Annotated in this window: 15 protein-coding genes; 4 read left to right on the top strand and 11 right to left on the bottom strand. The window is 41.0% G+C overall.

What is annotated here, in order from left to right; translation table 11 throughout:
- Window positions 1–52: 52 nt before the first annotated feature.
- A complete protein-coding gene (locus tag AC1MBV_RS03900) occupies window positions 53–628 on the bottom strand; it encodes an ECF transporter S component (RefSeq protein WP_255746856.1) in 576 nt (191 codons plus the stop codon).
- Between the two features lie 115 nt (window positions 629–743).
- Window positions 744–1,256 (bottom strand): GNAT family N-acetyltransferase, encoded by a 513-nt coding sequence (locus tag AC1MBV_RS03895; RefSeq protein ID WP_480947547.1) that lies wholly within the window; start codon window positions 1,254–1,256, stop codon window positions 744–746.
- 162 nt (window positions 1,257–1,418) lie between these two features.
- Here AC1MBV_RS03895 and AC1MBV_RS03890 point away from each other — a divergent pair, with 162 nt between their 5' ends.
- A complete protein-coding gene (locus AC1MBV_RS03890) occupies window positions 1,419–1,667 on the top strand; it encodes a glutaredoxin family protein (RefSeq protein ID WP_480947546.1) in 249 nt (82 codons plus the stop codon).
- 253 nt (window positions 1,668–1,920) lie between these two features.
- Window positions 1,921–2,580: a VTT domain-containing protein gene (locus tag AC1MBV_RS03885; RefSeq protein WP_255746859.1), complete on the top strand. Its 660-nt coding sequence runs from the start codon at window positions 1,921–1,923 to the stop codon at window positions 2,578–2,580.
- A 242-nt stretch (window positions 2,581–2,822) separates the two neighbouring features.
- Here the strand turns inward: AC1MBV_RS03885 and AC1MBV_RS03880 are convergent, their stop codons facing one another.
- The 8 genes from AC1MBV_RS03880 to larD form a co-directional block, all read right to left on the bottom strand.
- Window positions 2,823–3,827, bottom strand: coding sequence for a HoxN/HupN/NixA family nickel/cobalt transporter (locus AC1MBV_RS03880; protein ID WP_480947545.1), 1,005 nt, complete (start codon window positions 3,825–3,827; stop codon window positions 2,823–2,825).
- Between the two features lie 50 nt (window positions 3,828–3,877).
- Window positions 3,878–4,606: an MIP/aquaporin family protein gene (locus tag AC1MBV_RS03875; protein WP_480947544.1), complete on the bottom strand. Its 729-nt coding sequence runs from the start codon at window positions 4,604–4,606 to the stop codon at window positions 3,878–3,880.
- A gap of 78 nt (window positions 4,607–4,684) precedes the next feature.
- Window positions 4,685–5,896: a nickel pincer cofactor biosynthesis protein LarC gene (larC, locus tag AC1MBV_RS03870; RefSeq protein WP_480947543.1), complete on the bottom strand. Its 1,212-nt coding sequence runs from the start codon at window positions 5,894–5,896 to the stop codon at window positions 4,685–4,687.
- Window positions 5,893–6,663: a nickel pincer cofactor biosynthesis protein LarB gene (larB, locus tag AC1MBV_RS03865; RefSeq protein WP_480947542.1), complete on the bottom strand. Its 771-nt coding sequence runs from the start codon at window positions 6,661–6,663 to the stop codon at window positions 5,893–5,895. The genes larC and larB overlap by 4 nt, the downstream gene beginning before the upstream one ends.
- The gene (gene larE, locus AC1MBV_RS03860; RefSeq protein WP_255746866.1) at window positions 6,656–7,510 is read right to left on the bottom strand and encodes an ATP-dependent sacrificial sulfur transferase LarE; all 855 of its coding nucleotides are present in this window, start codon (window positions 7,508–7,510) and stop codon (window positions 6,656–6,658) included. Before larE ends, larB begins: the two co-directional genes overlap by 8 nt.
- 54 nt (window positions 7,511–7,564) lie before the next feature.
- Window positions 7,565–8,839, bottom strand: coding sequence for a nickel-dependent lactate racemase (gene larA / locus AC1MBV_RS03855; protein WP_480947541.1), 1,275 nt, complete (start codon window positions 8,837–8,839; stop codon window positions 7,565–7,567).
- Between the two features lie 270 nt (window positions 8,840–9,109).
- A complete protein-coding gene (locus AC1MBV_RS03850; protein WP_255746869.1) occupies window positions 9,110–10,015 on the bottom strand; it encodes a LysR family transcriptional regulator in 906 nt (301 codons plus the stop codon).
- 506 nt (window positions 10,016–10,521) lie between these two features.
- Entirely contained in the window at window positions 10,522–11,232 is a 711-nt protein-coding gene (gene larD / locus AC1MBV_RS03845) for a D/L-lactic acid transporter LarD (protein ID WP_255746871.1), read from the bottom strand.
- Window positions 11,233–11,543: 311 nt separating this feature from the next.
- Between larD and AC1MBV_RS03840 the strand changes: the two genes are divergently transcribed.
- Together AC1MBV_RS03840 and AC1MBV_RS03835 are read left to right on the top strand one after the other, a co-directional pair.
- Window positions 11,544–12,257 carry a helix-turn-helix domain-containing protein gene (locus AC1MBV_RS03840; RefSeq protein ID WP_255746873.1) on the top strand — a complete coding sequence of 238 codons (714 nt, stop codon included), beginning with the start codon at window positions 11,544–11,546 and terminating at the stop codon, window positions 12,255–12,257.
- Window positions 12,258–12,361: 104 nt separating this feature from the next.
- Window positions 12,362–12,799 carry an acyl-CoA thioesterase gene (locus AC1MBV_RS03835; protein ID WP_255746875.1) on the top strand — a complete coding sequence of 146 codons (438 nt, stop codon included), beginning with the start codon at window positions 12,362–12,364 and terminating at the stop codon, window positions 12,797–12,799.
- A gap of 73 nt (window positions 12,800–12,872) precedes the next feature.
- Here the strand turns inward: AC1MBV_RS03835 and cls are convergent, their stop codons facing one another.
- The gene (gene cls / locus AC1MBV_RS03830; protein ID WP_255746877.1) at window positions 12,873–14,321 is read right to left on the bottom strand and encodes a cardiolipin synthase; all 1,449 of its coding nucleotides are present in this window, start codon (window positions 14,319–14,321) and stop codon (window positions 12,873–12,875) included.
- Between the last annotated feature and the right edge of the window lie 69 nt (window positions 14,322–14,390).

Here is a 14,390-nt window from a genome sequence, read left to right as displayed (position 1 = left end):
ATAAAAAAGTTCGGACCAATTAACTGTCCGAACTTAATCATACACGGTTTAATTAAATTTTGGAAACTCCTTTGTTTGAGTCGAAAACCGACAATCCTTTCTTTAATGGGAAATAGAGAGCGGTAACGATAATCACGGTTGAGACTGCATTAATCGCCGTTGCCGGCAGACTGGTAAATGCAGCAACCACTGAGGGTCCAAATGCACTTCCGAGAAGCAGTTTTTCAATCAAGCCGTGCAGGAACTCAAGTACAATTTTTGATGCACCTGCAACCAGAGCGAGAACGAAGATATTCACTGGTTTGTCAACATGCTTCAGAAGGCGGAAGGCAAAGCTTACGATGCCTGCGACTAGAAAAGCGAGGATGACGGTTACCGGTGCTGTTGACGCATAGCCGCTGAGCAGATCGAAAAGTCCGAGACCGATAGCGCCTGCAAGACCGCCGCGAAATCCTCCGAGAAGCAGGACGGCGAGTACGAGAAGCGAATTTCCGAAATGAATGAATGGTGCACCGACTGCTGCCGGAAGCGGGATTCTCAGAGCAGAGATGCCAAGGTACGTTACTGCGGCAAACAGTGCGACGAGTACAATGTCACGAACACCAAATGATTTCTTTTGATTGCTCATTGTTCGATTCTCCTTTAAAATAATGATGAATAATTTTATTAGGCCTATAAAACCCACTGATCTACAGGGGATTAAGAATGATTTTACTATTTGCCTCATGAACTGTCAATAGAATTCAGCAAATGGTTAACGAAGCTGTGGAAAGCCGATATGAATGACCGAAATGCGTTTTTTTATATGCGGAGAAACCACATTTTTGGAATGCACGCCTTGATCCGATATTATCGTCATAGATGTCTTCTACATAGAGTTCCTGCATTCCATGTTTCACTGCTCTCATTATTAATGCACGGATGACCTGACTTCCGATTCCTTTGCCGCGATACACTGGATCGCCAATGACGATTGGCAGATCATGAGGACATAGTGTAACGTCCCCTATGGCATGAAACAATCCGTTTACTGCAACTTCAATGTAGTATAATTCGCCATGCTGCTCAAGGTAATCATACATCCGTTTTAAACGTTCTTTATCAAATGGTGCGGCTTTGTTTCTGCAGACAAGCCGTAATGTTTCTTCATCTTGGTACCAAGATGAAGCTTGGGGGACGATCGTGTCGAATTTGCGGAGACGGAGATCAGGTGAGATACTGAGCATTTCCGGTTGATCTACATCAAACAGATTCATCTAAAAATCCCTCCATTATTAATGCTGTGCCTTAAGTATACATCAATTTTTCTTATATGCGATCAGTTCAATGGTCAGGAAACAGGTTGCATGACAGAATCAGTGATCATTGGTTACAATAGAAAAAAGGGAGTGAACATAATGGCTGAAAAAAAAGTATTGATGATAACAAAAACAGTATGTCCATATTGTGATCGGGCGAAGATGGTGCTGAACCATGCGCTCGACGGAAAATACAATGATCAAATTGAAATGTTCGTGCGTGAAGATGATGAAGAACGGTTTGCGCAGCTGAAAGAAAAGTATCAATTTATGACTGTTCCGACATTCATCGATAAGAAAACCGGAAAAACGTTGAGTGATTCACAAGAACAAACGATCACGGCCTTCATGAAAGAAGCAATCGGCTGATTTTGTTTGGATACCCGAGATTCTAATCTCGGGCTTTTTTTGTTCAATGAGCCCAAAAAAGTGATGAACAACATAATCTTTTAACACAGGTTTTGTTAAGAAATTTTTAAGAGTCATTGATTAGTATTGTGAGAATGAAAATTGGGGTTTTCTAATGACAGAAAATAAGTTACGATGAAATTTAGGTTCAAGCTTTGCCGACAGACATTTTTTTATTTTTGTTTGAAACAGAAAAATCTAAGGAGACGTGTTGATGAATTCTGTATCGTGGTTTATTGATGTCTTTCTGCATATTGATCAATTTCTTACCCAAATTGTGAATCAATATGGTGCATGGACGTATGCAATCTTATTTATTGTAATTTTCATTGAAACGGGGCTGGTCATTTGTCCGTTTCTTCCGGGTGACTCGCTGCTGTTTGCTGCCGGCGCAATCGCTGCCCACAGCGGCACAGAACTCAACATTTGGCTGCTCGTGATTTTAATTGCTATTGCTGCGGTACTTGGCGATACCATTAATTATTGGATTGGTCGTGAGATTGGCCAATCGCTGGAAAGTCATAATCGTTTTCACAAACTGATCAATAGAGAAAAAATGGAGAAAGCGCAGCATTTTTTCAATAAATATGGAGGCTTTGCTGTATTTCTCGGCCGCTTTGCACCATTCATCCGCACGTTTATCCCGTTCATTGCAGGAGCAAGCCGCATGCATTACCCATTTTTTCTTTTATACAATATATTAGGCGGTGTCGTTTGGACATTGGCTGGCCTAATGGCCGGTTTCTTCTTCGGACAAATCCCGTTCATTAAGGACAATTTCTCTTTAATGATGCTGTTGATCGTATTTGTGTCGCTCTTGCCAATGCTGCTCGTCATGATTAAAAATATGTTCAAGGGAAAACGTTTTGATTAATTGTTTTGTTGATTTTTCGAATCATTAGCACCGATTTATTTGCATGCTTGAATTTAATTTCAGCTATTTAAAGCATTACGCCCCTACTTAAAAGATGAGTCTTTTGAGTAGGGGCGTATGTTTGTTTTGTCTAAAATGAATTACCGGATACACAATGGTATGTACGATGAAGGAATGTATTGTATTCTTTTTAGTTTGGTACAAAAATACTCGTCAGTATAGGCAAAGCAATTTGTTTTTGACTATTGTCTTAGTATTGCTTTATCTTTCCGCCAAAGGATAAATGCGATCAACCATGATGTGAGTAGTAACGAAACAAGTAAATAGCCGATTGAATTCAAAGTTAACGAACGGATCAAATGCCAAAACCAACCCTTCCATTGAAAAAGGCTGGAGAATGTTTGCCCCAATTCTATAAAGCCTATAGACACGGCTGCAGAGACAGACAAACTTGTAATGATTAAATTATAAATAATTTTTCTAGCGGGATTCAGTAGCGCCATTTTGTAGGCACGTGACATCATGACAGAATCCAGCGTATCGACAATAATCATGCCTGACGCAAATAATAAAGGGATTGAAAGAATTACCGGAACTGAAAAGAATCCCTTTGTCATTTCAACTGATATAGCAAGTACAGCAACCTCAGTAGTTGTATCAAAGCCCAATCCAAACAAAAAGCCTATTGGATAAATGTGGTAACTACGGTTTACAAAATGAAAGAGACGATGGAAGACCCGAGTTAAAAATCCATAGGGTGCTGCGTCTGTCATTTCTTTATTGATCATATCTGTGTCTCTTTTTCTAAAAACTCTAATTAAATTTGAGAGCGTCATTAAATTTAATGTAGCAATCAAAAGTAGAAACACCCCTGAAATAAATGGACCGAAAAAGCCGCCAATTTGACTGATGATACCAAATTGTTTTTGAGACCAGTGAACAAACAAGCTCATAAGTAAGGACATAATGATGACCACGGTTGAATGACCGAACGAAAAGAAAAAACCGACCCCGGAAGAATCCTGTTTCTGCTCAACGAGTTTGCGTACGGTATTGTCGATCGCTGCAATGTGATCCGCATCAAATGCATGACGCAAGCCAAGTAGATAGGCAATGAAACCTGCTCCCATCATTGCCGGATGAAAGCCTGATACAATGAAGAAAAGAACGAAACTCATTACATTGAATAGAATACATGTCATAATGTAAACGACACTGTGCCGATGAATTTGAATAGTTGGTTTCATTGGAAAAGCCTCATTTCATGACAAAAAATAGAACATAGTATAGATGGAAATTAATAGACTCCTTTAAAAAGAAGAACGGCACAGATAGCAGCAACAATCGGCGAAACGACAGGAATCCATGAATAGTTCCAATCAGAAGTACCCTTCTGTCGCAGGGGAAAAAGGGCATGTACAATACGCGGCCCGAGATCACGTGCTGGATTTAGGCCAGGCCCGGTTGGACCTCCAAGTGATGCAACAAGTGCCCATACAAGGAATCCTACCCCAAGCTGAGCGACTCCTGCTTCATGAATCAATACAGGTGAATGACTGATCAGCATCGCGCCAAAAACAAGAATAAATGTACCAAGGAATTCATTAATAAAGCCATCCCAATGGCTTCCTGATGCTGAAATTGTTGAGCAAGTTCCTAAGATTGCTTGAAAATTATCCGTTTGATCATAAAAGGGTTTATAGGCAAAAATTAATAAGATCTGACCAAGCATTGCCCCGATCATTTGGGCAACAATATAGGGAAGCACGTCGGACCATGGTAAAAGTCCTCCGACAGCTGTTCCCAATGTGATTGCCGGATTAATCTGGCAGCCGCTGATCGGGCCGAACATCATGACGGGAATCATGACACCGAAACCGTAACCAACGGCAATAATCATCCAACCGTTGTGGTAGCCTTTGGTCCCTTTTAATTCAACGTTTGCAACGGCACCATTTCCTAAAATGATCATAATTGCAGTGCCGATGAGTTCACTAATACAGCGAACGGCTAATGAGTAAGTCATCTTGTTATCTTTCCTTCCGTTGCAATATTCTTTAAGTTTTATTTGCACGAGTCAATTTTTGGACATCGTGCTCATGGTTTAACTTTTCTGTAATTGAAGAATGCTTTGTTGAGCTGCATCATAAATAGCAGAAAGTGGAACCTGTTTTTCTTCAGCAAGATAAGCGCAATCATCAAATTCCGGTGCCCATTTCTCAACGGCATTTCGAGTGGCATGTTTGACATGAATTTGGCCATAGGGTGTTGATAACCGAATAAATTCTCGCTGCATCTTATAGCGCGGACAATGAGAAACGCGCACGCCAAGGGTAGTCGTTTCCTTGAAAATAATTTCTGAGAATTTTTCTTCATCTTCAGGTTTCGCAAGTACAGAGAGTTTAAATGCTGGCCGGTTTTTTTTCATATATATTGGTGTATAATAGACGTCCAAAGCCCCTTTACACAGTAAGTGGTTCATCGCGTAGCCAAGCATTTCACCTGTTTGGTTATCAATATTTGCTTCAAGTAGAACGACTTCATCCTGTGTATTTTTCTCTGCTCTTAATTGTTCACCGAGGATACCCCGCAGAGCATTTATTTGACCTGTATCTCGTTTGCCTGTTCCGTATCCGATTCGTTGAATATCCATCACAGGAATGGTTCCAAAATTGCTGGCGATGGTTTTAATAATGGCCATTCCGGTCGGTGTGATCAGTTCAGTTGCCACATCGTCTTGAATATAGGGAATCGTTCGGTTGCTTGACGCGAGCATTTGCGCTACGGCAGGAACCGGAACGGGCATTTGACCATGGGCGCAGGTAATGAAACCATGACCATCGTGCAGTGGCGAGGCATAAGTCTTCTTAATACCCAGTTTTTCTAAACCGATAAATGTGCCGACTATGTCAATAATACTGTCGACTGCGCCAACCTCATGGAAATGCACGTCATCAATTGATTTGCCGTGAACGTGGGCTTCTGCTTGAGCAACTTCTTCAAACACACGTACTGACATCGTCTTGACCCATTTGGATAGAGAACTTTCATTGATGATTTCACAGCAGTCTGATAAATTACGATGATGAGCATGGTGATGCTTCATATCATGGGCATCATGAGCAAGTACGACATCTACATCACTGCCGCAAATGGCTCCTGTTCGTTTTTTTGAATAGTGAATCGTGTAGTCGCTCATATTCATTTTTTTTAATTCTTCGGTCAGATAGGTTTCTTCAAGTCCTAAGTCAATGAACATGCCCAAAAGCATATCTCCGCTTATTCCGGAGAAACAGTCTAAGTATAAAACCTTCATGATTGACACCCATTCTTTATTTCTTTTATAATCAAGTTGGCGCTATATGCGGCACCAAAACCATTATCGATATTGACAACGCTCACGCCGCTGGAACAACTGTTCAGCATGGACAGCAGGGCAGCAAGACCGTTGAAACTGGAACCGTATCCGACACTTGTCGGAACGGCAATGACCGGATGGTCAACCAAACCTCCGACGACGCTGGCTAATGCACCTTCCATACCTGCGATGACGATAATGACATCCGCTTTTCTGATTTTATCGAGCTGAGCGAATAACCGATGAATGCCGGCAACTCCGACGTCATAGATACGTTCTACCGAGTTGCCGAATGCTTCAGCAGTTATTGCTGCTTCTTCAGCCACCCCGATGTCCGAAGTCCCGGCGGTGACAACGGCAAGATAATGCGTGTTTGACGTGTTTGTTTTCGACGGATGAATGACGATGCAGCGCGCCTCACGGTAATATACGGCTTCAGGAACAACTTCCAATACTCCTTGATAGTCTTGTTCCGAAGCGCGTGTTACAAGAACGGTGTTTCCTGTTCGGGCAAGCACATCGGCAATCTTCTGTGTTTGTTTCACTGTTTTTCCTTCACAATAGATGACCTCAGGAAATCCGTTGCGAAGCTTGCGATGATGGTCAATTTTGGCAAAGCCGAGATCTTCGAACGGTAATGTTTTTAAATGTCCGGCTGCTTCGTCAAGATCCATGGTTCCGTCTTTAACTTGAGACAACAAGGCTCTTAAGTTGTCTTCATACATGACTACTCATTCTCACTTTGATTTTTGTTTTATTATCTAAGGTTTCATTTAAACTGCCTCGTCGATAACCTTGCAGATCGAGTGTTGTATAAGCAAATCCAATTTTGCGAAACTGTTCGGCCACGTGGTCCATCACTTCGGTATTAAAGAAGATCTGGCGTTCCTCCGGTGCAACTTCAATTCTTGCAATATTTCCGTGATGATAACGCACACGCAGATTACGAATATTCATTTCTTTCAAAACCCGTTCCGCTGCGCTGATTTTCTTTAATTTTTCCTCAGTAATGTGTTCTCCATATTGAACACGTGAAGCAAGACATGCGCTGGCCGGCTTGTTCCATGTCGGCAAATGATACATCTTTGAGAAGAAGCGGATATCCTCTTTTGTCATACCCGCTTCCTTGAGCGGACTGACGACACCGATCTCTTTTAGTGCACGCATGCCGGGTCGAAAATCACCTTTGTCGTCAAGATTAATTCCGGCGGCCAGCCAATGGATGCCTTGTTTTTGCGCTTCTTTGGACATACTGCTGAATTCCATCGCCTTGCAGTAATAGCAGCGATTTGCTGAGTTGTGCCGAAAGTCAGCTCTTTCAAGTTGATTCATCTGAATAATTTTGTAATTGACAGTATTGTTTTTTAGAAACGATTTAACATCTTTTAAATCGTCTTCGGTGACTGTCGGTGATTGAATGGTTAGTGCCAAGGCACCATCCTGCAATTCTTCTTGAGCTACTTTTAATAAAAAGGTACTGTCGACACCGCCGGAGAATGCAATCGCTATTTTCTTGTATCCGTGCAGCAGTGTTTTCAATTTATCTAGTTTAGAAGCTTGCGAGGGCAGCATAAGTTCAGCTCCTTTAATGGATCAATGAATGTCCGTTTCTGAAACATCCACCGTTTATTTCACAATAACCCCAAGACCATCTGGTATAACGGTTACTTTCGCATCTTTTCCCTTAAGAGCAAATGCTTTTTTCATTGCTTCGTCCAGAGTAAGGGCAAGTTCCATATGCATCGACGTAATCAGGTTCGGATCAACGAGATCAGATACAATAATAACATGGTGTCTGGAGAGAATTCGTGCTAAAATTTGCGAAGTCCATTGATCTGGAACGGTTTCCTGACGAGCCGTATGCGTGGCTTTTTCAAGAAATTCTGCCGGATCATCGACATCTGCGATATTGTGATAGAATCCTTCACCGCCATGTCCGTCAGCACAGCCCGCAACCATAATAATGATTCCGCCTTCGTTGTTTGTAGCTTCTGCTGCGGTCATTCCTTTGACTGCTTGGTAAATATTCTGATCGAGAGGATAGCCGCCATTTGTTACTACGGCAATATCACTTGGAATCTTTTTCACTTCGGCCATCTGTTCAACGAACTGACAGCCCGTTTTGTGTGCTTCTTCCAGATCCCCAGCGAAGCTTTTGATCACCTGTTTATTCTCATTTAGAACGACGTTAAGAATGAATTTTAGACCAGCCGTTCTTGCCGCATAGAGCATATCCTTATGAATCGGATTATGATGAAGATTGCCTGTACGCGCCTTGTCTGAATCAATGAATTCACCGCAGTGGTTGGCCATGATCGTTTTGTACGATGCAATGCCGGGAAGCACCGACTTGCGTCCGCCGGAGAATCCTGCAAAGAAATGCGACTCAATGAATCCTTCAGCAATCAGTAAATCAGCTTCGATTGCTGCTTTGTTCACGATACAAGGGCCGCCGGAAGGAAGGGTACCAATTTTAATCATTGATTCGTCATCGGTGGACACATGCATCACGATTTGTTCTTCCGCAACAATACGTTCTCCATATTTATTGACAAGTTCTTCGTGAGTGGAAGGCCGATGAAATCCGGTTGCAACAAGTATTTTGATCTCTGCGTTCGGTTCAACTGAGCGGATGCGGCGCAAAAGGATTGGCATTGTAATTCTTGATGGAACTGGTCGCGTGTGATCAGAGCTGATCACAACAATCTTTTTCTTGCCTTTCACCAAACTTTCCAATTTTGGAGAACCAATCGGATGATCAAGTGAAGCTTCAACAATTTCTGATTCTGATTGATTGCCTTGATTTTTTTCGGTATCTGATTTGAGAATGCCGGCTAAATGATTTTCATCAATTGATAAATTGAGTTGTTTTTTGTCATAAGGTAATTTTATCGTTGGCATTACGTTCATCCCTCTTTAGAGTTCGCTATGGAATGCGCATTCCGTAGTTTTGCTTGACTTAAGAGCTCATAAAGAAGCATACACAGACTTTTAGGTTTTGTATAACAAATATAAAAGATGACAGTTATAAGAAAAAATGATGACAAGCTGTGAAGGAGGGTGAAAATGAGTGTATTAGAAAAGAAAATGAGAGAGTTTTTCGATGGGGGAAACTTGCAATGATCGCTGCGAAGAATCAAAAAGTGAGGTCTTGATAATGAGACAGAATTGTCATTCCATCCGAAAGGCTTTATTGAGTTTAATAACGTAATCAATAAACAGCTTCATTACTTCATATTTGGGGTTCTCTTTTTTGTATAAGAGATAGGTTTTCAAATCAAGAATCGGGTCGATTGCATATTGCATTCCCGGCTCCTTATTTTCTTGCAGAGCTGTAAGCAAGCGTTCAGGAAGCAGAGCACCCGAATTATTCTCTTTGCAATAATTCACAATGGCATAAGGCGTGGATAACTGAACTGTTGCTTTAGGTTCGGCATGGGCATTGTCGATTAGATAGTTGTCAGTAAGGCTGCTCATCAAATAATGTGTCGGGTATTTGACAAACGGGTATTGTAAAATCGTTTTGGCAGTAATTTTTTTCCCGGAAAAAGATAGATTTGGTGCGTAATAGACAATTCGATCCAATCTGAAAAAGGCTTTATCATAGGCACCTAACTGCATATCTGGCGAGAGAAATGTAGAGGCAATATCAATGCGTCCATTTTCCAAAGAATGAATCAAATTACTTTTTTCCATACTGTAAACGGTAATGAAAATATTAGAATATTTTTGATGGAAATAGGCAGCATGCTGATTCATGAGCACGTCACCCAATGAGGTCAGAACGCCAACTTTCAGTTCAAGTGGTTTTTTGCCGGTTACCTGTTGCACGTCGTAAATGGCCGATTTTAAATTCGGAAGAATTTCATTTATTTTTCGATAAAAGAATTCTCCTTCCGGAGTGAGTTTACTGCCTCGATTAGAGCGTTCAATCAACTTAACGCCTATGATTTGTTCTAGCTTTTTCATTTGAAAGCTGAACGCTGATTGAGTCACTTTAGCCTCTTTAGCTGCTAGAGAAAAATTTTTAAATCGACCGTATATCAGAAAATCCTCAAGTTCTGTAATGCTTGGCATGTCCACCATATTTTTACACCTCTAATCTGTTTGGAATTATTGCGATACATGAATAGTTTTAAATCAACTGAACAAATTCGTTTCCAATCACTCGAATAAGTGTACGCTGAAGATAATTTGTTTGTAAAGATATTTCGGAAGAAGTGACACTCCGTAAATGTGAAATGAATCGTGATTCGAAAATCATTAAATATAAGTAGAAACTCGGCTGTTTGTTACAATTCCAGCACAATATTGTGAATTAAATAGCAAGAAAAATATACATTTTAAGTAACATTTTAATAATAAATTTTTTGGATCCTTACATGTTTCAGTACGCTACACATAGGTTAGTATCTATTTTTCATTGGTAAAACGAGCGCAAGATGAGTTATAAATTTAGAAATTAGTGGAACAAACATTATAAATTTACACCGATTATATTGAAATGATCTTGATAAATAAAAAAACTGGAAGAGCACAATATAGGACTCTTCCAGTCTTACGTTTTTTAATTGATTTAAAATTTACAGTCCGAGGAATCCGCGAGCGAATAATGCGGCACAAGCTGCACCGAGGAATGGTGCGATACCTGGGACAATAATACCGTATTGCCAATCGTTGTTTGCTTTTCCACCTGGAATCGGCAAAATGGCATGGGCAATACGTGGGCCCATGTCTCGAGCGAGGTTCATGGCGAATCCGGTAGGACCGCCCATGCCCATGCCGATGGCCCATACAAGAAGACCAACGCCGATCGGCACGATGCCCGGAGTTTTAATCGAAGCAATTGCTAAGATTGCGGTAATAAAGATAAACGTATCAATAAATTCGACAAAGAAGTTGCGCGGTAAATTGCGCACATTTGGGTTTGTTGAAAAGATGTTGCGAATCTTTACACGGTCGAGTTCTTTGGATGCATTGAATTGATCGTAATAAGCGATAAAAACAACGATGGAACCGAAAATACCGCCGAGCACTTCTGCGATACTTAATGGGATAACGTTTGCCCATGGAATATTGCCTAATATTGCCTGTGCGACAACCATCGCAGGATTGATGCTGACATCTCCGAAGATAAATAATGAGATGGTGATACCGAAACCCCAAGTTGTAATGGCGAAAATGTGACCGGAGTTCTGATATTTCGATGTCTTCAGCACCTCACAGCAGTGTACACCGACACCAAAAATAATCATTAACGCCGTTCCCAAAAATTCCGCGATTAACTGATGCATTGATTCATTTTCCCCCTGCAATTTGTTTTAACAGGAAGAGTATAAAAGGAATGCAAGTCTATTTCTTTTCCATTTCTCGGATTAATTTTTGCCGTTTTTCATTGCATACGTTTACAAAATGCAAATTTGTTGACTTCTAGAATTTGGGTTGACATTTATCAAGAAAATAGCTTGCTCTTAACGCGTTAACTTACATTATCTGATATACTACCAAATGACAGGTTTTTTAAATGAATCAATTGATATAAAGGTATGAAAGACGGCCATTCGTCAACCGGAACAGACAAAACGATGACAGGAGGTTCAGCTCATTGGAAGACATCTATTTTTACTTTATGTCATTCAGCCAAGAACAACACTACTGCAGCACTACACATTGTAAAATTGTGATTCCAATTTATGGATATACGGCTATCGTAACTCAATCCGGCGAAAGAAGAATTAATAGTTCTCAATTTTGTTTGCTGCCTGTCGGTTTTTCTTATTCTCTCTGTTCAGCTGAGTCAAATGAAAGTCTTGTGATTGAAATTCCCGGACGTTACATCCGTGAAAATTTGCGCAATCAATTAGATGAACAAAATGAATTAATTTGGGATTTGAGCATCATCTGGCAATCAATTAAGGATTTGCTCATTCACGAAGTAATGCAGGAAAATCATGATGAGGCTGTTTTATTGCTCAATTACTGGTTTCATAAAATAGCGGAAAAGCCTGCAAGTGTATCCATAAGGTTCATTCATCAGCATTATTCAGAAAAGATTGACGTGAAGTCGCTTGCGGAGATGGAGCATTATACACCATCTTATTATTGCGATTGGTTTAAGCGCAAAATGAAGATGACTCCACTTGAATATATCCATTTTCTTCGTATTCATCGTGCGAAGGAACTGCTTGGCAATTCAAAATTGAGTGTACTGACGATCTCCTATCAATTAGGCTATGAATACAATGCTTCGTTTACTAAAATGTTTAAAAAATATGAACGGTGCTCTCCTTCGGAGTATCGTGCGGAGAAGCTTTCTTAAGGCCAAATCGAGATTTGGAAAGACGGATCGGACGCTCAGGCAAGCTCAGTTGTGGTACACTAGTTCCCAGAGAATGATTAATCGGAAATCATGGGGGCTTATGAATGATTACTACAAAACTTCCGGTACGTTTTGTCGACTGCGACGCTATGGGTCATGTTAACAATGCAGTCTACTATACTTACTTTGAAGAGGGGAAACGTGAAATCTTCCGCTGGTTTACGCCGAGCATGGATTTGAGTGACTGGCGCGTGATTGTTGCTTCGACACACTGTGATTACATTCAAGAAATCAACTATGACGAAGAAATAACCGTTTACACATGGATCAGCACGATTTCCCGATCTAGTTTTGATGTGGAACATGCAATTGCGGGACCAAGCGGTAATTGGCACGCACGAGGCCGCGTAACGCTCATCGGTTATGATTATAAAACCAAGCAAGTTGTCCCGCTGACCGAGGCGATCAAGGGAATTCTGAAGCAGCATCAAGATGCTCCTGAAGGTGTTCCTGCGTTAAGACAGATTCGTATTAACGAATAGACGAAAGAATAAATGAAATGCAATAAAATAAAAAGAGCCGAGCGATGGATTTTCCGCTCGGCTCTTTCATTGATTACAAAACAGGGGACAGCAGGCGTGAAATACTTTCTTTGAACTTGATAATAAAGGAACGATTGCGGTAATCGGACATAGTCAGTTCTTTTGACAATCGGATATCCTGCTTAAAGATCTGAGACAGCTCTTTAGCAGTTTCTTGATGGTAGATAAATGCATTGACTTCAAAATTTAGACTGAAACTACGAAAATCAAGATTCGATGTACCAACGGTTGCAATGCGATCGTCAACGATGATCGTTTTCGCATGCAAAAATCCGTTCTGATAAAGATAGACACGTGCTCCCGCTTCAAGCAGCAGTCCGACATTGGAATAGGTGGCCCAATAAACAAATGGATGATCCGGTTTGTTTGGAATCATGATACGAACATCGACATGTGAGAGTGATGCAATGAATATAGCGTTCATCAGACTTTCGTCCGGGATTAAATAGGGTGTTTGGATATAAACCGTTTCTTTTGCCGACAGGATCATTTTTATAAATGCATTTTTAATTTGTTCCCATTTCTGATCAGGACCGCTTGAGACGACTTGAATGCCAACTTCCCCATACTGCGTCTGATCATTCATTGAATAATAGGATTGAAAGGGTACTTGTTCTCCTGACGCCTGGTTCCAGTCGAGAAAGAATCGCGATTGGATGCTGTTCACGGCTTCACCGACAATACGCAAATGCGTGTCACGCCAAAAGCCGAATTTTTTGCTGAGACCAAGATATTCATCGCCAACATTGAATCCGCCGATATAACCGATTGAACTGTCAATAATAACAAGTTTACGATGATTGCGATAATTAATACGTAAATTTAAAAGCGGCAGACGACCGGGAAAAAATGTGTAAAACTTGCCGCCAGCATGAATCAGGCGACGGACAAGCTTCTTGGGCAGTCGTCTTGAACCTTCATCATCGACAAGCAGGCGGACAATCACACCTTGTTCAGCCTTTTGGATGAGTGTATCGATTAATTCATTTCCTAAAAAATCGCCACGAAAAATATAGTACTCAATATGAATGTGATGTGTTGCAGAACGGATATCCTGCAGGAGACTTTGAAACTTGGATTCTCCGCTTGTGAAAATAGACAGCTTATTATTCAAGGTAAGCGGTGCCTCATCATTATTGAGATTCATATAAATAAGACCGTGATAATCACGAAGAATCGGTTCCGAGAAGGGGGGCTCATGATTGACAATCTTGAGCATTTGTCGGCCAACCGTTTCTTTTGTTCGTTGATGAACCGTATGATCCCACTTAAAGATCTTGCGCCTGCTCAAATTTTGTCCGAAGATAATATATAAAATGAATCCGACGATTGGGAGAAAGTTGAGAATCATCAACCACGCCCAAGTAGAGCTGATGCTTTTGCGTTCAAGAAAGACGACGGTCGCACCGAGCAGAATATTGGTTCCAAGTAAAATCGTCAGTAAGATTGAAGTGATGCTCATTATGCCACATCCTTTTTCCTGCCGAGTACATGATAGTTGATTATACCCCTAAACAATCCAATCATGCTA

It is taken from the genome of Sporolactobacillus sp. PKPK-6 (genome assembly GCF_056678885.1).
The sequence above is the reverse complement of the archived record's forward strand: the minus strand, read 5'-3'. Positions and strand labels throughout refer to the sequence as shown.